Raw genomic sequence first — 19,283 nt, 5'->3', positions numbered from 1 at the left:
GGCCATCGCTTGAAACAAAAAAAGGCCCCGCCAATGAACATTGGCGGGGCCTTTCTTATGGACGCCTGGCAAAGATTGAATGCACCTCGACGGTATCGATCAGCGTTCGATCGCGCCACTGGTTGTTTTTCACCAGATAGATCTGCAGCTGCTTACGGTCTTCGGTAAAGCTGGTGATCAGATAGGTTTGCTGAGAAGTACTGCCACTCAGATACATCGGCACGTTTCCCTTCCAGTAGGCATCACCTCCGTCCCTATGCAAATGGCCGGCAAAAATGGCGGTCACTTGATATTTGCTGATCATGTCGAGGAAACGCTTATTCTGCGCCGGGGAAACTTTGTCGCCGAACGGTTTATGCATATTGATGATAATGGCGTAACCCCCGACACGGGCCAGCCTGAGATCGGTCTCCAACCAGTCCAGTGCGTCGTTGATTTCAAACGTTGTCGGGTTCAGTGGATGAGAGATCCGGGTGGTATAGGTTGGCTCATTATTGAGCTGCACCATATGAACTTCACCGATGGTTTTTGAATAAGCGAGGCTGCCAGAATAGGTCCTGCTCAGAAATCCACCGGTAACTTTCAGATCAAAGTTATCTACCTTGCCCTCGTGATGTTCCTTAAACTCGACGATGCTTCCCGCCGCACAGCTATTGCTAAAACAATCATCGACATTGTTTTCATAATCATGATTACCCAAGCCGTACAAGTACTCACCCTTGAAGTGTTTGTCCAACATGCCCTTCATGAACGAGCGCTGCCAGCCATGACCAAAAGCAGTTATATCGCCATTGATCATCAGGGGCACCTGGGCTTGCGAGCCCTGCTGATTTCTGAAATCGGCAATGCTCGCCAACTGTGTTTCAACCAGCCACTTGGAGCGGGTTTCGAATTCGGAGCCGGATTCAAAGTCCCCGCTATCCGTCTTGTCTGTCCATGGATATTGAGTATCCGAGGCAAAGACCATGTGTTTCGGTGTTCCTGTTATAGCCTGAACGGAAGTGACCGAAGCCAGTAAACAAATACTCAGCACAACGCTTGCAAACTTATTGAAAGCCATACCTTAAATTCCATTTAAATTAATTAATTGCACGCAAATAATATTTCGCGAAAGCGCAACTTATTCGAAAAACCGGAAAACTTCAAAGCCACGACCGAGAGCAATTAATTAGATATATTTCAGCCACAGAAAACTTACAGCAACATCCAATGCAAAAGACAATGTTTGAAGTTGCGACTTAAAAGACTCATGTATCGACTGCTGCAATTGAAAACCTGAAGATCACCGCGTCCGTGCGCGCACTCTCAGTGAGGCGTGTGGTGGCAACGGCGTCGAACTGATCCCCCCAGGGACAACAATGGATTAGCTGCCACGCCAAAACCGTCCATACTCAACAAGTCAATTGACCTGCGTCAGGCTTTGCTACGTTCGCTACACCATTCAGGTTTTTTCCCCAACGCGACCAAAGGTCGCACCCTTGAGCCAGAGCGACCGGCGTATCATTGCGCCACTGCAACGCCCCTTTTTGACCTTGGTTGGCACGTATCGACCAAGGCATTTTTCCACTGCCGTGGGATGCAATGATGAGCAACCAGATTCCGGTACACGACGTCACACCACCGAGCAAAAACGCGAACAACAGCGTTGATCTTTACGCCTCTCGAGAAAAAATCTACACCCGTGCTTTCACCGGCCTGTTCCGCAATCTGCGGATGATGGGCGGTGCGGCCCTGTTCCTGTTGTATTTCGGCACGGTGTGGCTGAACTGGGGCGGCCATCAGGCCGTGTGGTGGAACCTGCCTGAGCGCAAGTTCTTCATCTTCGGCGCGACCTTCTGGCCACAGGATTTCATTCTGCTCTCGGGTTTGTTGATCATTGCCGCGTTCGGCCTGTTCTTCATCACCGTGTATGCCGGCCGGGTCTGGTGCGGTTACACCTGCCCGCAAAGTGTCTGGACGTGGATTTTCATGTGGTGCGAGAAGGTCACCGAAGGCGACCGCAACCAGCGTATCAAGCTCGACAAGGCGCCGATGAGCGCCAACAAATTCCTGCGCAAAGCCGCCAAACATTCGCTGTGGCTGCTGATCGGTTTTGTCACCGGCATGACCTTTGTCGGTTATTTCTCGCCAATCCGTGAACTGGTCTTCGAGTTCTTCACTGGCCAGGCCGATGGCTGGTCGTACTTCTGGGTGGGTTTCTTCACCCTCGCCACCTACGGCAACGCCGGTTGGTTGCGCGAACAAGTGTGCATCTACATGTGTCCGTATGCGCGCTTTCAGAGCGTGATGTTCGACAAGGACACGCTGATCGTTTCCTACGATCCGCGTCGCGGTGAAAGCCGTGGCCCGCGCAAGAAAGGCGTCGACTACAAGGCTCAGGGACTCGGTGACTGCATCGATTGCACGATGTGCGTGCAGGTCTGCCCGACCGGCATCGATATCCGCGACGGCCTGCAGATCGAGTGCATCGGTTGCGCCGCGTGCATTGATGCCTGCGACAGCATCATGGACAAGATGGATTACCCGCGCGGGCTCATCAGTTACACCACCGAGCACAACCTGTCCGGGCAGAAAACCCATAAACTGCGGCCACGCTTGATCGGTTACGCCGTGGTGTTGCTGGCGATGATCAGCCTGTTGGTTACCGCGTTCTTCATGCGCTCGCTGGTCGGTTTCGACGTCAGCAAGGACCGCGTGCTGTACCGCGAAAACGCTGAAGGCCGAATCGAAAACGTCTACAGCCTGAAGATCATGAACAAGGATCAGCGCGACCACACCTACGTGCTCGAAGCCGCCGGCTTGCCGGATCTGCGCTTGCAAGGCAAACGCGAGATCAAGGTCGCGGCCGGCGACATCGTCAGCATGCCGGTCGAGTTGTCGAGCGCACCGGAACAACTGCCATCGAGCACCAACGAGGTGAAATTCATCCTCAAGGATGCTGATGACGACAGCGTCCACGTTGAAGCCAAGAGCCGATTCATCGGCCCACAAATCCGTTGAGAGAACTGAACATGCCCGCAGCAAACGCCGCAAGTCCCTGGTACAAGCACCTTTGGCCATGGATCATCATCGGGATTCTGGCCTGTTCGGTGACCCTGACCCTGTCGATGGTGACCATCGCGGTGAACAACCCGGACAACCTGGTCAACGACAACTACTACGAGGCGGGCAAAGGCATCAACCGCTCGCTGGACCGTGAATTGTTGGCGCAGAATTTGAAGATGCGTGCGGCTGTGCATCTGGATGGCATGACCGGTGAAGTTGATTTGCGTTTGAGCGGTGACAGTCAACCGAAGACGCTGGAATTGAATCTGATCTCGCCGACGCAGCCGGAGAAGGATCGCAAGATTGTTCTGACTCGCAGCGAGACTGAAACGGGGCGCTACATCGGTCAATTGGGTGACAAGGTCGAAGGTCGTCGTTTTGTCGAATTGCTCGGTAGTCAGGATGATCATGTGTGGCGCATGTTCGAAGAAGAGCTGGTCAGCCATGACAAGGATCTGTTGTTGGGTGACGAGCCGCTGCAAGGCGCCGAAGACCTGAAGAAATAAGCAACTTCGAAAGCCCCCTCACCCTAGCCCTCTCCCCCAGGAGAGGGAACTGATCTCGAGTGTTTGCACGTTTTGTGTATGACAGTGAAAATCCAGGCTCATACCGATCGGCTCCTTCTCCCTCTGGGAGAGGGAACTGATCTCGAGCGTTTGCACGTTTTGTGTATGACAGTGAAGATCCAGGCTCACACCGATCGGCTCCCTCTCCCTCTGGGAGAGGGCTGGGGTGAGGGCAAGCGGACAACTCCAATGCAAGGGCTTACCCCCTCAACAATGCCATGACCACCCCACTCCCCTGCTACCACTGCGCCCTGCCCGTCCCGTCCGGCAGCCGCTTCACCGCCGTCGTGCTTGGGCAATCCCGCGAATTCTGCTGCCCGGGCTGTCAGGCTGTGGCCGAAGCCATCGTCGCCGGCGGTCTGGAAAGCTATTACCAGCATCGCAGTGAAGCCTCAGCCAACCCCGAAGCGCTGCCGGTGCAACTGACCGACGAACTGGCGCTGTACGACCGCGCCGATGTGCAGCAACCTTTCGTGCGCCACGAAGGCGAACTGGCCGAAACCACCCTGTTGATGGAAGGCATCAGTTGCGCCGCCTGCGGCTGGCTGATCGAGAAACACCTGCGTACGTTGCCGGCGGTGGCCGAGGCGCGGCTGAACCTGTCCAACCATCGCTTGCACGTGAGCTGGGCCGACGCGCAACTGCCACTGAGCCAGATCCTCGCCGAACTGCGCCACATCGGTTACGCCGCCCACCCGTATCAGGCTGATCGCGCCAGCGAACAACTGGCCAGCGAAAATCGTCTGGCCCTGCGCCAGCTCGGCGTCGCCGGCCTGCTGTGGTTTCAGGCGATGATGGCGACCATGGCCACCTGGCCGGAATTCAACATCGACCTCAGCCCCGAGCTGCACACGATCCTGCGCTGGGTCGCGCTGTTTCTGACCACACCGATCGTGTTCTACAGCTGCGCGCCGTTCTTCAAAGGCGCGATGCGCGATCTGCGCACGCGCCACCTGACCATGGACGTCTCGGTGTCGCTGGCGATCGGCAGCGCTTACATCGCCGGGATCTGGACCTCGATCACCGGCGTCGGTGAGTTGTATTTCGATGCGGTCGGCATGTTTGCGCTGTTCCTGCTCGCCGGGCGCTATCTCGAACGTCGTGCCCGCGAGCGCACCGCTGCCGCCACGGCACAACTTGTGAATCTATTGCCGGCCTCGTGTCTGCGGCTGGACAACAACGGCCAGAGCGAACGCATCCTGCTCAGCGAACTACGCCTCGGCGAGCGGATTCTGGTGCAGGCCGGCTCGATCTTGCCGGCGGACGGCAAAATCATCGACGGCCAATCGAGCATCGACGAATCGCTGCTCACCGGCGAATACCTGCCGCAACCGCGCATGCCGGGCGATGCGGTCACCGCTGGCACGCTCAACGTCGAAGGCGCGTTGACCGTGGAAGTGCAGGCGCTGGGCCAAGACACTCGCCTGTCGGCCATCGTCCGCCTGCTCGATCGCGCCCAGGCGGAAAAACCGCGACTGGCAGAAATCGCCGACCGCGCCGCGCAATGGTTCCTGCTGCTGTCGCTGATCGCAGCTGCGGCCATCGGCCTGTTGTGGTGGGAACTGGATTCGTCGCGCGCGTTCTGGATTGTCCTCGCCATGCTCGTCGCCACCTGCCCGTGCGCCCTGTCGCTGGCGACGCCGACCGCGCTCACGGCCGCCACCGGCACCTTGCACAAACTGGGTTTGCTGCTGACGCGCGGCCATGTGCTGGAAGGCTTGAATCAGATCGACACGGTGATCTTCGACAAAACCGGCACCCTCACCGAAGGCCGACTGGTGCTGCGCTCGATTCGTCCACTCGCGGCGCTCGACAGTGATCAATGTCTGAGCCTTGCGGCCGCGCTGGAGAACCGTTCGGAACACCCGATTGCCCGCGCTTTCGGCCGTGCACCGCTGGCCGCTGAAGACGTCCACAGCACGCCGGGGCTTGGCCTCGAAGGCTTGGTGGGCGGACAGCGTTTGCGCATCGGCCAGACCGAGTTTGTCTGCGCCCTCAGCGGTGCGCCCGTGCCGACAATGCCGGACGAGGCCGGCCAATGGCTGCTGCTCGCCGACACTCAGGGTCCGCTGGCATGGTTCGCCCTCGACGACCGCTTGCGGGATGACGCACCAGCCTTGCTCGCTGCGTGCAAGGCACGTGGCTGGCGTACGCTGTTGCTGTCCGGCGATAGCTCGCCGATGGTCGCTAGTGTGGCGACGGAGCTGGGCATCGACGAGGCCCGTGGCGGCTTGCGCCCGGACGACAAACTGCAAGTGTTGCAGCAACTGCACAAGGAAGGTCGCAAAGTGCTGATGCTCGGTGACGGCGTCAACGACGTGCCGGTGCTGGCTGCCGCTGATATCAGCGTGGCCATGGGTTCAGCCACCGATCTGGCGAAAACCAGCGCCGATGCCGTGCTGCTGTCCAATCGCCTCGACGCCTTGGTCCAAGCCTTCACACTCGCACGGCGCACCCGCCGGGTAATCATCGAGAACCTGCTGTGGGCGGCGCTGTACAATGGCCTCATGTTGCCGTTCGCCGCCCTCGGCTGGATAACCCCGGTGTGGGCCGCCGTCGGCATGTCGATCAGTTCGTTGACCGTGGTGCTCAACGCGCTGCGCCTGACTCGCCTGCCGAGTCCGCCGCCCGCCAGCACCCACTCGCAAACCCGCCCGCTGCCGGCCTGAGCCGCGCGGGCCTGGAGTACAGATGCCAGCTCTCTACGTGATGATCCCGGCCGCCCTGCTGATCGTGGCCATCGCCGTGTACATCTTCTTCTGGGCGGTGGACAGCGGTCAGTACGACGACCTCGACGGCCCGGCGCACAGCATCCTCTTCGATGATCAGGATCCGAAACACACCGCTGCCGTGGACGAAGCCAACGCCAGCAAACCGGACGACAAGGCCCCACCCCATGCTTGAACTGGCGCCATTGCTGGTCTCAGCATTGATCCTCGGCCTGCTCGGTGGCGGTCATTGCCTGGGCATGTGCGGCGGCTTGATGGGGGCGCTGACCCTGGCGATTCCCAAGGAACAGCGCAGTCGGCGCTTTCGTTTGCTGCTGGCGTACAACCTTGGGCGAATCCTCAGTTATGCCACCGCAGGATTGCTGATCGGCCTGGCGGGCTGGGCGGTGGCCAACAGTCCGGCGGCACTGTTCATGCGCGTGCTGGCCGGGCTGCTGCTGATTGCCATGGGTTTGTATCTGGCCGGCTGGTGGAGCGGGCTGACGCGCATTGAAAGTCTTGGACGCGGTTTGTGGCGCTACATTCAGCCGGTCGCCAATCGCTTGCTGCCGGTGTCGAGTTTGCCTCGTGCGCTATTGCTTGGCGCGCTGTGGGGCTGGCTGCCGTGCGGACTGGTTTACAGCACGTTGCTGTGGTCGGCGAGTCAGGGCAATGCGCTGGACAGTGCGTTGTTGATGCTTGCATTTGGGCTGGGGACTTGGCCGGTTTTGCTGGCAACGGGGCTTGCGGCAGAACGCGTCACCGCCATTTTGCGCAAACGAAGTGTGCGCATGGCCGGTGGTTTGCTGGTGATTCTGTTCGGCATCTGGACCCTTCCCGGCCCGCATCAGCATTGGCTCATGGGCCATTAAGATCAGAAGATCGCAGCCTTCGGCAGCTCCTACCTTTGGAATGCGTTTCCCTGTAGGAGCTGCCGAAGGCTGCGATCTTTTGATCTTATGCTGTTGATGCAAATCAAGAGCCCCATCGCCGCACCCCGATAGACTCGCTCACACTGCCAGCCTATCCGGGGGAATGCCCGCATGCTCGACGCCATTCGTTGGGACTCTGATCTGATCCGCCGCTACGACCTGGCGGGGCCGCGCTACACCTCCTATCCGACGGCCGTGCAATTTCACGGTCAGGTCGGCACCTTCGACCTGTTCCATGCCCTGCGCGACAGCCGCAAGGCCCTGCGCCCGTTGTCGCTGTACGTGCATGTGCCGTTCTGCGCGAACATTTGCTACTACTGCGCCTGCAATAAGGTCATCACCAAGGATCGCGGTCGTGCGTTGCCGTACTTGCAGCGGCTGGAGCAGGAAATCCAGTTGATCGCCTGCCACCTCGACCCGGCACAAAAAGTCGAGCAACTGCACTTTGGCGGCGGCACGCCGACCTTTCTCAGCCACGACGAACTGCGTCAGTTGATGGCGCACCTGCGCAAGCATTTCAATCTGCTGGATGACGACTCTGGCGATTACGGCATCGAGATCGACCCGCGCGAAGCCGACTGGTCGACCATGGGCCTGCTGCGCGAACTGGGTTTCAACCGTGTCAGCATCGGTCTGCAAGACCTCGATCCGGCGGTGCAGCGTGCGGTCAATCGCCTGCAAAGTCTGGAAGAAACCCGTGCGGTGATCGACGCCGCGCGCACTCTGCAGTTTCGCTCGATCAATATCGACTTGATCTACGGCTTGCCCAAGCAGACCCCGGAAAACTTCGCCCGCACCGTCGAGGAAGTGATCAGCCTGCAACCGGACCGACTCTCGGTGTTCAACTATGCGCACCTGCCGGAACGTTTCATGCCGCAGCGGCGGATCAATGGCAATGAGTTGCCGGCGCCCGCGCAGAAACTGGAAATGCTTGAACGCACCATCGAACAGCTCACCGCCGCTGGCTATCGCTACATCGGCATGGACCACTTTGCCCTGCCCGACGATGAGCTGGCCATTGCCCAAGAAGAGGAAACCCTGCAACGCAATTTCCAGGGTTACACCACGCACGGTCACTGCGATCTGATTGGTCTGGGGGTCTCGGCCATCAGCCAGATCGGCGACCTGTACTGTCAGAACAGCAGCGACCTCAACGGATACCAGAACACCCTCGCCGCCGCGCAACTGGCGACCAGCCGAGGCCTGGTGTGCAACGCCGATGATCGCTTGCGCCGCGCGGTGATCCAGCAACTGATCTGCAATTTCAGCCTGGATTTCGCCGAGATCGAGCAACAGTTCAACATCGATTTTCAGGGTTACTTCGGCGCGCTGTGGCCGCAGCTGCAAGGCATGGCCAGCGATGGCCTGATTGAGCTGGATCGCGAACGAATCGAGGTGTTGCCGGCGGGACGCCTGTTGGTGCGCTCGGTGTGCATGGTGTTTGATGCCTACCTTGAGCAGCAAAACCGCCAGCGTTTCTCGCGGGTGATTTAGTTTTTCGTCAGCAGCGAACCGACTTTAAGATTCTGATCCGACGTCAGGCCCGACTGCCCGACCACTTTGGACAAGGCCAGATTGGCGGTGATCAGCCCAGTGTTCAACGCAGCAATGGCGCCGCGCAGAGCCGCGAGTTTGTTGATCTTTTCTTCGTTGGAAAGGCGTTTGTCGGTCATGACCGCTTCGATGAGTGCCTTTTTCTCGGCGATCTGTTTTTGCAACTTACGGATCATCTTCAGCAATTGCTGGATGTTCTCAGGCAGCCCGCTGTCGTCAATGTCGCTGTTTTCGCCACCGACACTGGCGGCTTTTTCAATCGAGGCACCGGACAGCGACACTTTGACGCCCTCGACCAAGGTCGGGGTTGCCTCTTCGGTCGAGCCTGCTTCCCGTGCATTGTCTAAAGAGGTTTTAAACGTTTCCGGCATTGCCGCAACGTCGCTGCTACCGGGGCCCAGCGTGCCAATGGCGGCCATCGAAGCGTTCCTTGTATGCGTTCTGATACCTGTTTATCGGCGGCTGGCCCTGTGGCTTTATGGCTGTAGGGCAAAGTCGCCCCAGACTGGCCTGAATGTCCTCCCGTGGGTTACCCTTACGGCTTATGTGTGTTTTCCCACAAGGATTAAAGAAATGTCCGAGCCAGTTAAACTGCGCGCTCATAACCAGGCCCATTGCAAGGATTGCAGCCTGGCCCCTCTCTGCCTGCCACTTTCTCTGAATCTGGAAGACATGGATGCGCTGGACGAAATCGTTAAACGCGGCCGCCCGTTGAAAAAGGGTGAGTTCCTGTTCCGCCAGGGCGACACGTTCGATTCCGTTTATGCAGTACGCTCCGGCGCCCTGAAGACCTTCAGCCTGAGCGACAGCGGCGAAGAACAGCTCACCGGTTTCCACCTGCCGAGCGAACTGGTCGGTCTGTCCGGCATGGACACCGAGAAACATCCGGTGTCGGCCCAGGCGCTGGAAACCACCTCGGTCTGCGAAATCCCGTTTGAACGCCTCGACGAACTGGCCCTGCAACTGCCGCAGCTGCGCCGCCAGTTGATGCGCGTGATGAGCCGCGAGATCCGTGACGACCAGCAAATGATGTTGCTGTTGTCGAAGAAAACCGCCGACGAGCGCATCGCCACCTTCCTGGTCAACCTGTCCGCCCGCTTCCGCGCTCGCGGCTTCTCGGCCAATCAGTTCCGCCTGAGCATGTCGCGCAATGAAATCGGCAACTACCTCGGTCTGGCGGTGGAAACCGTGTCCCGCGTGTTCACGCGCTTCCAGCAAAATGAGCTGATCGCCGCCGAGGGCAAGGAGATTCACATCCTCGACCCGATCCAGCTCTGCGCGCTGGCCGGTGGCTCACTCGAAGGTTAATGTCGATCCGCGGTTGAGCGAAGCGTTTCAGCCGCGGGTATACTGCGCCGTTTGCAGCCCTGCCAGGACACCTCGACGATGGTCTTCGACTCCTTCGACATCAAATCGCTTATCCGCCCAGTGATCGACTTCCCGAAACCGGGCGTGATCTTTCGCGACATCACCCCGCTGTTTCAATCGCCTAAGGCCCTGCGTCTGGTGATGGACAGCTTCGCCCACCGCTACGTGGAAGCCGATTTCACCCACATCGGTGCGATGGATGCGCGCGGTTTTCTGATCGGCTCGGTGCTGGCCTATCAGTTGAACAAGCCGCTGGTGCTGTTCCGCAAACAGGGCAAACTGCCGGCGGACGTGTTGGCCGAGGGTTACGCAACCGAGTACGGCGAAGCGTTCCTCGAAGTGCACGCCGACAGCCTGTGTGAAGGCGACTCGGTGGTGATGTTCGATGACTTGATCGCCACTGGCGGCACGCTGATCGCAGCGGCCAACCTGATTCGCCGCATGGGCGCGCGGGTGCATGAAGCGGCGGCGATTATTGATTTGCCGGAGTTGCAAGGTTCACAACGCCTGCAGGACATGGGGATTCCGACGTTCTGCCTGACGCAGTTTGCGTTAACCGATAAGTAAGCAGCGCCCTTCAGGCCGCCATCGCGAGCAGGCTCACTCCTACAATTTGGAATGCGTTCCCCTGTAGGAGTGAGCCTGCTCGCGATGAGGCCGGTAGCCTCACTGCAAAACCTAAAGCCCCATCTGCTTGCTGATGATCTCGTTCATCACCTCCCGCGTCCCGCCGCCAATCGACAAGATGCGGTTATCCCGATACAGCCGCTCCACCAGACTCTCGCGCATATAACCCAACCCGCCAAGAATCTGCACCGCCTCGGTAGTAATCCTGTCCGAAGTATCCGTAGCGAAATTCTTCGCCATGGAAATCTCCTTGATCACACTCTGCCCCGCCGCCATCTTCGCCGCTTGCCGGTAAGTGAACTCCCGTGAGACTTCCAGCGCGGTCGCCATCTCGGCGAGGCGATGTTTGATCACCTGGAACTTGCCGATCGGCTTGCCAAACGCCTCACGCTCGCGCGCCCATTTCAGGCTCTCTTCCAACGCTAGCTGCGAAGTCATGTTGGCCATCAACGCCAGCGCCAACCGTTCACTCTGGAAGTTACCCATGATGCAGGCGAAGCCCATGTTTTCGGCGCCGATCAGATTTCCTACAGGCACGCGGCAATCGTCGAAGAACAATTCGGCGGTGTCCGACGCCCACCAACCCATTTTCTTAAGCTGACGGCCAACGGTGAAGCCCGGCGTGCCCTTTTCGATCAACAACAGGCTGATACCGCCGAAACCCGGCGCACCGGTGCGCACCGCGACGGTGTAGAAATCGGCGCGCACGCCACTGGTGATAAAGGTTTTGCTGCCGCTGACACGATAGAAATCGCCGTCGCGCACGGCGCGGGTTTGCAGGTTGGCGACATCGGAGCCGCCGCCCGGCTCGGTAACCGCCAGAGCGCTGATTTTCTCGCCGCCGAGCACTGGCGGCACGACACGCTCACGCACCTCGGGACGGGCCCATTTGACGATCGGTGGCAAGCCGATATCCAGCGAGCCGAGACCCGCTACCAGCCCGCCTGAGCCGCAGCGCATCAGCTCCTCACTGGCGGCGACCTTGGCGAACACATCGCCTTCATGGCTGCCTCCCAGCGTTTCGGGGTAACCAATGCCGAGGATGCCTGCCGCGCCAGCCTTCAGGTATAGCTCGCGGGGAAAGCTTTCGGCTTCTTCCCACTGATCGATGTCCGGCAGGATCTCGCGCTCGACGAAGCGCCTGACGCTGTCGCGGACCAATTGATGGCTGGGATCGAAGTATTCCTGAAAGGCAGGCATGGGCGAGCTCCACGGAAGGGTTCGCCGAACTTAACCGAGCGCTTGCTTGGTTTTCAACTCAATTGTGTGAATCAGATTGACCGAGGTGCGCCATTCGCGAGCAGGCTCGCTCCCACAGGGGATTTGTGAATGACACAAAACCAATGTGGGAGCGAGCCTGCTCGCGAAGGCGTCAAATCAGACGCCGCATAACTTAGAGGGAAATCGGTTTACGCCCGGCAAACGAATGCGCCAGCGTGCCGCCATCGACCAGCTCCAGCTCACCACCCAGCGGCACGCCGTGAGCGATTCGCGAAGCGATCAGACCTTTGTTGCTCAGCAGCTGCGCGATGTAATGCGCCGTCGCCTCACCTTCCACCGTCGGGTTAGTTGCGAGGATGACTTCGGTAAACGTCCCCGCCTCTTCAATCCGCGTCATCAACTGCGGAATACCGATCGCTTCCGGGCCCAGACCATCAAGCGGCGACAAATGCCCCTTGAGCACAAAGTAGCGCCCACGGAAGCCGGTCTGCTCGACGGCATACACATCCATCGGCCCTTCCACCACGCACAGCAGCGTGTCGTCACGGCGGGTATCGGCGCACTGCGGGCACAGATCGTCTTCGGTCAGCGTGCGGCACTGGCGGCAGTGACCGACCCCTTCCATGGCCTGACTGAGGGCCTGGGCCAGGCGCAAGCCGCCGCTGCGGTCACGCTCAAGCATCTGCAACGCCATGCGCTGGGCGGTTTTCTGCCCCACGCCCGGCAAGGTGCGCAGCGCGTCGATCAGTTGGCGAATCAAAGGGCTGAAGCTCATGGGTAAAAAGTCCGACAAAACAACGAGACGCGGTTTATACCCGCGCCTCTGGCCAGCGTCAAATACTCAGTCCTGGGCGACCTTCACCACCAGTTTGCCGAAGTTGCGCCCCTCCAGCAGACCGATAAACGCCTCGGGCGCCTGCTCCAGGCCTTCCACCACGTCCTCGCGGAATTTGACCTTGCCGTCGCGCACCCACGGCACCATGTGGCTGATGAATTCCGGCTGTCGATCACCGTAGTCGTCGAACACGATGAAACCCTGAATCCGCACGCGTTTGGTCAGCAGTGTGCGTTGCAGCATCGGCAGGCGATCCGGGCCTTGCGGCGCTTCGGAGGCGTTGTAACCGGCGATCAGGCCACACAACGGAATGCGCGCCTTGGGATTGAGCAGCGGCACCACGGCATCAAACACATGGCCACCGACGTTCTCGTAATAGATGTCGATGCCATCGGGACAGGCTTTGGCCAGTTGTTCGGCAAAATCCGCCGCCTTGTGATCGATGCAGGCGTCAAAGCCCAGTTCCTCGACCACGTATTTGCACTTCTCGGCACCGCCGGCCACACCAACCGCGCGCAGGCCTTTGATCTTCGCCACTTGCCCGACCACCGAGCCGACCGCACCGGAAGCCGCTGCGACAACGAGGGTTTCGCCTTCTTGCGGCTGGCCGATGTCCATCAAGCCCATGTATGCGGTCATGCCCGGCATGCCCAGCACACCCAGGGCCATCGACGGGCTCGGCAGCCCGGCCGGGATCGGGATGATGTTGCGGCCGTCGCTGATGCTGTGGCTCTGCCAACCGGTGGCGCCAACGACCAGATCGCCCTTATGGAATTTCGGATGACGCGAATCCTCGACACGGCTGACAGCACCGCCGGTCATCACTTCGCCGATTTGTACCGGGGCAGCGTAGGACGGTGCGTCGCTCATGCGTCCGCGCATGTAGGGATCGAGGGACAGGTACAGGGTTTTCAGCAGTACCTCGCCGTCCGCCAGATCCGGCAGCGCTTCGCGTTCGAGGCGGAAGTTTTCCGGGGTCGGCGCGCCGACCGGGCGCGAGGCGAGGACGAAGCGTTGGTTGAGCGTAAGCGGGTCGGACATGTCAGCGTCTCCTGTGAATGGTGAATTCAGCGGGTATAGGGAGCAGACCGTTGAGGCGATGGGGCGTTCGATGTTTATTCAGGTGTCGGGGCTGATCGTTCCCATGCTCCGCGTGGGAATGCCTCATCGGACGCTCCGCGTTCGGCTCTGTACTTGGGACGCGGAGCGTCCCGGGCTGCATTCCCACGCAGAGCGTGGGAACGATCAGTCAGAAACAAAAATGCCAGGCGCAATGCCTGGCATTTTGTGTAGCTCATCTGCCGCCGATTGGCGAATCAGAATGGCAGTTTCATACCGGCTGGCAGGTTCATGCCGGCGGTCATGTTGCCCATTTTGTCCTGGCTGTTTTTTTCGATCTTGCGCACAGCGTCGTTGACGGCGGAGGCAATGACCGCTTCCAGCATCTCTTTGTCGTCCTCGCTCATGCCTTCGACCAGGCTTGGGTCGATGCTCACGCTTTTGACGTCGTGACGACCGGTCATCACCACGGTGACCATATCGCCGCCGGCCTTACCGGTGACTTCGGCGTTGGCCAGCTCTTCCTGCATCTTGGCCATTTTTTCCTGCATCTGCTGCGCCTGCTTCATCAGGCCGGCCATGCCACCTTTCATCATGGGAATCACCTCAAAGTACTTGGATCAAAACAGCGCCCGGCCAATGGAGCCGAACGCCTTCAGTTATTAGCCCTGAGTGACCAGAGCCTCGACAGGTTCAATAGTATCGTGTCGCACCACCGCGCCGAACTGCTGAACCATCTGCTGGATGAACGGATCACCGTGGATCGATTCCTCCGCCTCGCGCTGACGGTTGGCACGGCGACGGGACGCGGCCTGGGCCGGGGTTTCCTGCTCGGGCTTGATCAGCTCGATGGTCAGGCTCAGCGTGCGACCGTGGAACTGGTTCAACGCATCGTTCAGACGCCGCTGCTGCGTGGCGTTGAACAGTGCGCTGTGCGCCGGATCGAGGTGCATCAGCCAATGATCGCCATCGACGGCGATCAATGTGCAGTTGGCGGCGATGCTGCCGGTCATGCCGGAAATCGGCAGTTTCGGGAACAGCTCCAGCCACTGCAGCGCCAGACCTGTGGCCGGCGCCGCAGCCGGTTCTGGCTCGGGTTCCGGGGCAGGCTCGGCGGCGTGTTCGCTGGCCAGTTCGTCGAGGTAGCTGTAGGCCGAATCCATGTCCGGCTCGATGTAGTCCTCGTCCAGTGGCGGCTCGTCGTCCATGTCCATGCCCGGTGTGGCGGCATCGACGTCGGCGACCGACGGCTCGGGAATCGGTGCGGCAGCCCATTCTGGAGCCTCCGGAACGACGCTGTCCGGGGTCGGCAACGGCATTGGCGGCAACTCGGGTTGCTCGGCGGTGGTTTCCAGCACGGGTTCGACGGCGGGTTGCTGCGCGGGTTCGGGCTCGGGCTCAGCCTCGGGCGCTACCGGGTCATTCCACGGCAGATCGACGACGGCTTCGGCAACGACAGGCGCAGGTTCTGGCGCGGCAACAGGAGCAACCGGCGCGGGCTGGGGAGCCGGTGCAGGCGCTGGTACCTCCACGGGTGCCGGAGCTGGAGCCGGCGCAACCGCCGCAGCGACTACCGGCGCAGGCTTAGGCGCGGCAGCCACGGAGTTTGCGGAATCAACTGTGGCCTGGCTGATCCCCACTGGCTTTAGCGGTTGCCTCGGGGCGTCCGCCGTATCTGCCGGCCGGAAGGCGAGCATCCGCAGCAAGACCATCTCGAAACCACCGCGCGGATCCGGCGCCAGCGGTAAATCGCGGCGGCCGATCAGGCCCATCTGGTAATAGAACTGCACATCTTCGGCCGGCAACGCCTGGGCCAGAGCCAGCACACGATCGCGGTCGCCATGCCCGTTGTCGACACCTTCCGGCAACGCCTGAGCGATGGCCACACGGTGCAGCACGTTAAGAATTTCCGAGAGCACGCCATTCCAGTCCGGGCCTTGCTCGGCCAGATGACGCACGCCCTCAAGCAACGCCTTGGCATCGCCTTCGATCAACGAATGCAGGACGTCATAGACCTGACCGTGATCCAGCGTGCCGAGCATCGCCCGCACATCCGTGGCCAGAACCTTTCCCTCACCGAAGGCGATGGCCTGATCGGTCAGGCTCATGGCGTCACGCATCGAACCGTCAGCGGCGCGACCGAGCAACCACAATGCATCGTCTTCGAACGGCACGTTTTCGGCGGTCAGGACGTGGGTCAAATGCTCGACCACACGTTCCGGCGTCATGTTCTTCAGCGAGAACTGCAGGCAGCGCGACAAAATCGTTGCCGGAAGTTTCTGCGGGTCAGTGGTCGCGAGGATGAACTTGACGTACGGCGGCGGCTCTTCGAGGGTTTTCAGCAGCGCATTGAAGGAATGGCTGGAAAGCATGTGCACTTCGTCGATCAGGTAGACCTTGAAGCGCCCACGGCTCGGCGCGTACTGCACGTTGTCGAGCAGCTCGCGGGTGTCTTCGACCTTGGTGCGGCTCGCGGCGTCGATCTCGATCAGGTCGACGAAACGACCCTCGTCGATTTCGCGGCACACCGAGCATTCGCCGCACGGGCTGGAAGTGATACCTGTCTCACAGTTCAGGCATTTGGCAATGATCCGCGCAATTGTGGTTTTACCCACCCCGCGCGTACCCGTGAACAGGTACGCGTGGTGCAGCCGCTGGCTGTCCAAGGCATTGATCAGAGCTTTGAGCACATGGGTCTGGCCGACCATTTCGCGGAACGAGCGCGGACGCCATTTACGTGCAAGAACCTGATAACTCATCGAAAACCGTCGCAGCGAAGGAAGCAGAAGCGGCTAATGCTAGCGGAGCAAGGGCAAAATTGCATCCGGTGTCCTCGTCTAATATGGCTAAGCTGCATCAGCAGAGGCTTTTATCGGCTCGGGATCGGGAATTACCGGAGCGTTTATGCGGTGGGCCGTGGGGGCGTTGCTGGGAATCAGCCTGAATGTAACGGCAGCGCAAGCCCCGTTGCGCTTTGCCATGCCCGACAGCTGGGCGATGCCGATGGTGCAATACGAACGCGGCCGACCCACGCAAGGCATTCTCTACGACCTGATGCTCAGCCTGGCCACGCAGGTCGGCGTACCGGCCGAGTTTCACGTCCTGCCCCGCGCCCGCGTGCAGAGCGCCATGGAACACGGCGAGATCGACGTGCGCTGCTATGCCGCACAGTCGTGGCTGCCGAACCAGTCGGGGGATTACATCTGGAGTCTGCCGTTGTTCTTCCAGCGCGATCTATTGATCAGCCGCAAGGATCAACCTGCCAGTATCGTCCCCGCGCATTTGCCCCGCCAATCCATCGGCACCGTCCTCGGCTACACCTACCCCACTCTGCAACCGCTGTTTGATGCTGATCGGCTGCAACGCGAAGATGCGCGCAATCAGGAGCAGGTGCTGGAGAAACTGCTGGCCGGCCGTTATCGCTATGCGGTGAGCAATCAGTGGACGCTGGACTGGTTCAATCAGCGCTTGATGCCCGCGCAGCAACTGCAAGGGGTAGCAGTTTTGCAGGAGCAGAAGGTTGGTTGTTATGTAAGGAATGATCCGAAGGTGCCGGTGCAGCGGATATTGCGCACGTTGTTGCGGATGAAAATGTCGGGGGAGATTGATCAGATTATCCGGCTCTATACCGGCAGCTCTGAAAACACCCCATAACCCCTGTAGGAGTGAGCCTGCTCGCGATGGCGTCCTGTCTCCCAAAAATGAACTGACTGACACACCGCCATCGCGAGCAGGCTCACTCCTACAAGGGATTTGTGCCGACCTGACAAATCGCAGACACAAAAAAACCGCAGTGGGCGAAACCCATGCAGTTCTGATTGAAGCGTTCGATTGTTCGTTAAGGTGGTAACCCCACCAGCCACACCCCGGCACACAATGTTCCCGCTGTGGCTGCTGCCTTCCGGCTCTGACCAGGTTCACGGGTAATCGTTGCGGGGGGACCGATGGGGTCACCATAACGACGCTTGCCTGTCGGCGAGCCGCGCCATTGTACCTATCTGAGACGAAGTTACAACCGTTGGTTGCAGATTAAAAATATGAACGGGTTCAAGGACATAAAGATCGCAGCCTGCGGCAGCTTCTAGAGGGCCAGAACCTCATCCGCCCTGCCGCCCGCCTGCTGGATCACCAGATGAATGAAGTGCAGCTTGGCAATCGCCGGCGCCGGGAGCACGAACGGGTAGAAATCCGGCTGACCCATGCTGCGCGACAATTCGTTGAGCATCCCCGCCAATTCGATCCACGCATTGACGAATGACAGGAACGCCTCGCCACCGGGATGCTCCGGGTCGTAGAGCGTGCTGGTCGGAAACGGCTGGTAGTCGAAATCCATTTCCCGTGCGCTCATGCCAAAACCCAGCGCCGTGTCCACCGCATCCATCATGTGCAGGTAATGCGCCCAGGTTTCCGCCCAGTCTTCCCACGGATGCATGGTTGCGTAGGCGCTGACGTAGTGCTGCGGCCAATCGAGCGGTGCGCCTTGCTGATAGTGGCGATCAAGCGCCTCGGCGTAACTGGCGCGCTCGTCGCCGAACAGGTTGCGGAATGAGCCGAGCCATGGACCGTTGGCGATCAGGCGATCCCAGTAATAATGGCCGACCTCATGACGGAAATGCCCGAGCAGCGTGCGATAGGGTTCGTGCATCGCCGCCCTCACCTGCTCACGGTGAGCATCGTCGGCTTCCTTGATGTCGAGGGTGATCAGGCCGTTGGCGTGGCCGGTCATCGGCGCGTTGCCTTCGAGGTCGACGCCGATGAAATCGAAGGCCAGCCCAGTGTCTTCATCGACGGTTTTCGGGATGACCTGCAAGCCGAGGGTGATCAGTTGCGCGACGAGACGGCGCTTGGCGATTTCGACTTTGCGCCAGCGTTCGGGATTGTCCGGATCAGAAAGGTCGGGGATTGTGCGGTTGAGGCTGCAAGCGATGCACAGGCTGTCGTGATCGTTGGCCGGCAGCAGCCAGTTGCACGCGGCGGCTGTGTCGAGGTTGGCGCAGCGGCGGAACAGCCCAGCGTCGGAATCGGCGTCGAGCGTCCAGGTGCCCTCGTACGGGCCCGGTTGCAGCGAAGTCAGACGGCTTTCTTCGGGTTGATAACCGAGCAAGGCATTGCACGCCAGGCACTGGCTGTTACGAAAGAACAGCGACTGGCCGCAGCGGCACGGCCAGACTTTGCTGTTGCGTGAGGATTCGCCCATGAACGGCGCGATGATGCGGGAACTGAGCTGCTCGAAAAAGCGGTGCATGGCGATCTCTCCCTGGGGCTTGCCAAGACTAGATCATTCTTGCGGGTTGATCGTTCCAACGCTCTGCGTGGGAATGCATCCAGTGACGCTCTGCGTCACAGCGGACGCGGAGCGTCCGGAGCG

General features: G+C 60.0%; 17 protein-coding genes and 1 other RNA gene. 9 read left to right on the top strand and 9 right to left on the bottom strand.

The annotated features are described in order from the left end of the window. Positions 1–55 precede the first annotated feature (55 nt). Positions 56–1,060, bottom strand: coding sequence for a metallophosphoesterase family protein (locus tag QOM10_RS09645; protein ID WP_316917921.1), 1,005 nt, complete (start codon positions 1,058–1,060; stop codon positions 56–58). A gap of 524 nt (positions 1,061–1,584) precedes the next feature. Between QOM10_RS09645 and ccoG the strand changes: the two genes are divergently transcribed. The 6 genes from ccoG to hemN all read left to right on the top strand — a co-directional run bounded on the left by ccoG (position 1,585) and on the right by hemN (position 8,745). Further along, positions 1,585–3,000 carry a cytochrome c oxidase accessory protein CcoG gene (gene ccoG / locus QOM10_RS09640; RefSeq protein WP_160038965.1) on the top strand — a complete coding sequence of 472 codons (1,416 nt, stop codon included), beginning with the start codon at positions 1,585–1,587 and terminating at the stop codon, positions 2,998–3,000. Positions 3,001–3,011: 11 nt separating this feature from the next. Further along, the gene (locus tag QOM10_RS09635; protein ID WP_077571860.1) at positions 3,012–3,551 is read left to right on the top strand and encodes a FixH family protein; all 540 of its coding nucleotides are present in this window, start codon (positions 3,012–3,014) and stop codon (positions 3,549–3,551) included. Between the two features lie 278 nt (positions 3,552–3,829). Further along, positions 3,830–6,280 (top strand): heavy metal translocating P-type ATPase, encoded by a 2,451-nt coding sequence (locus QOM10_RS09630; protein WP_316917920.1) that lies wholly within the window; start codon positions 3,830–3,832, stop codon positions 6,278–6,280. 22 nt (positions 6,281–6,302) lie between these two features. Beyond that, a complete protein-coding gene (ccoS, locus tag QOM10_RS09625; RefSeq protein ID WP_102900752.1) occupies positions 6,303–6,515 on the top strand; it encodes a cbb3-type cytochrome oxidase assembly protein CcoS in 213 nt (70 codons plus the stop codon). Beyond that, a complete protein-coding gene (locus QOM10_RS09620; protein WP_016984739.1) occupies positions 6,508–7,191 on the top strand; it encodes a sulfite exporter TauE/SafE family protein in 684 nt (227 codons plus the stop codon). The genes ccoS and QOM10_RS09620 overlap by 8 nt, the downstream gene beginning before the upstream one ends. A gap of 171 nt (positions 7,192–7,362) precedes the next feature. Then, positions 7,363–8,745: an oxygen-independent coproporphyrinogen III oxidase gene (gene hemN, locus QOM10_RS09615; protein ID WP_316917919.1), complete on the top strand. Its 1,383-nt coding sequence runs from the start codon at positions 7,363–7,365 to the stop codon at positions 8,743–8,745. Here hemN and QOM10_RS09610 read toward each other — a convergent pair. After that, the gene (locus QOM10_RS09610) at positions 8,742–9,224 is read right to left on the bottom strand and encodes a hypothetical protein (protein WP_102900754.1); all 483 of its coding nucleotides are present in this window, start codon (positions 9,222–9,224) and stop codon (positions 8,742–8,744) included. The two genes, hemN and QOM10_RS09610, sit on opposite strands and share 4 nt — an antisense overlap. 154 nt (positions 9,225–9,378) lie before the next feature. On the opposite strand from QOM10_RS09610, the gene fnr reads away from it, so the two are divergent. Together fnr and QOM10_RS09600 are read left to right on the top strand one after the other, a co-directional pair. After that, complete coding sequence (fnr, locus tag QOM10_RS09605; RefSeq protein WP_003223347.1) at positions 9,379–10,113, top strand: fumarate/nitrate reduction transcriptional regulator Fnr; 735 nt, start codon at positions 9,379–9,381, stop codon at positions 10,111–10,113. A gap of 78 nt (positions 10,114–10,191) precedes the next feature. Further along, on the top strand, positions 10,192–10,740 hold the full coding sequence (locus QOM10_RS09600; protein WP_016984743.1) for an adenine phosphoribosyltransferase: 549 nt from the start codon (positions 10,192–10,194) through the stop codon (positions 10,738–10,740). A gap of 111 nt (positions 10,741–10,851) precedes the next feature. On the opposite strand, the gene QOM10_RS09595 is transcribed toward QOM10_RS09600, so the two are convergent. The 5 genes from QOM10_RS09595 to dnaX form a co-directional block, all read right to left on the bottom strand. Then, positions 10,852–12,000, bottom strand: a complete 1,149-nt coding sequence (locus QOM10_RS09595) for an acyl-CoA dehydrogenase family protein (RefSeq protein ID WP_316917918.1) — start codon at positions 11,998–12,000, stop codon at positions 10,852–10,854. A gap of 193 nt (positions 12,001–12,193) precedes the next feature. Beyond that, on the bottom strand, positions 12,194–12,796 hold the full coding sequence (gene recR, locus QOM10_RS09590; RefSeq protein WP_007918335.1) for a recombination mediator RecR: 603 nt from the start codon (positions 12,794–12,796) through the stop codon (positions 12,194–12,196). 66 nt (positions 12,797–12,862) lie between these two features. Further along, positions 12,863–13,897: an NADP-dependent oxidoreductase gene (locus QOM10_RS09585; RefSeq protein ID WP_127926510.1), complete on the bottom strand. Its 1,035-nt coding sequence runs from the start codon at positions 13,895–13,897 to the stop codon at positions 12,863–12,865. 275 nt (positions 13,898–14,172) lie between these two features. Further along, entirely contained in the window at positions 14,173–14,511 is a 339-nt protein-coding gene (locus QOM10_RS09580; RefSeq protein WP_016984747.1) for a YbaB/EbfC family nucleoid-associated protein, read from the bottom strand. Between the two features lie 66 nt (positions 14,512–14,577). Continuing rightward, complete coding sequence (dnaX, locus tag QOM10_RS09575) at positions 14,578–16,674, bottom strand: DNA polymerase III subunit gamma/tau (RefSeq protein WP_316917917.1); 2,097 nt, start codon at positions 16,672–16,674, stop codon at positions 14,578–14,580. Between the two features lie 145 nt (positions 16,675–16,819). Here dnaX and QOM10_RS09570 point away from each other — a divergent pair, with 145 nt between their 5' ends. Beyond that, positions 16,820–17,569: a substrate-binding periplasmic protein gene (locus QOM10_RS09570; protein ID WP_316917916.1), complete on the top strand. Its 750-nt coding sequence runs from the start codon at positions 16,820–16,822 to the stop codon at positions 17,567–17,569. A 196-nt stretch (positions 17,570–17,765) separates the two neighbouring features. Here the strand turns inward: QOM10_RS09570 and ffs are convergent. Both ffs and QOM10_RS09560 read right to left on the bottom strand, forming a co-directional pair. Then, positions 17,766–17,862: signal recognition particle sRNA small type (gene ffs, locus QOM10_RS09565), an RNA gene on the bottom strand. Between the two features lie 134 nt (positions 17,863–17,996). Next, entirely contained in the window at positions 17,997–19,160 is a 1,164-nt protein-coding gene (locus QOM10_RS09560) for a putative zinc-binding metallopeptidase (RefSeq protein ID WP_160038953.1), read from the bottom strand. Positions 19,161–19,283 lie beyond the last annotated feature (123 nt).

Source organism: Pseudomonas sp. P108, assembly GCF_032613195.1.
Taxonomy (GTDB): Bacteria; Pseudomonadota; Gammaproteobacteria; order Pseudomonadales; family Pseudomonadaceae; genus Aquipseudomonas.
This window is presented reverse-complemented; position numbering and strand designations above follow the sequence as displayed.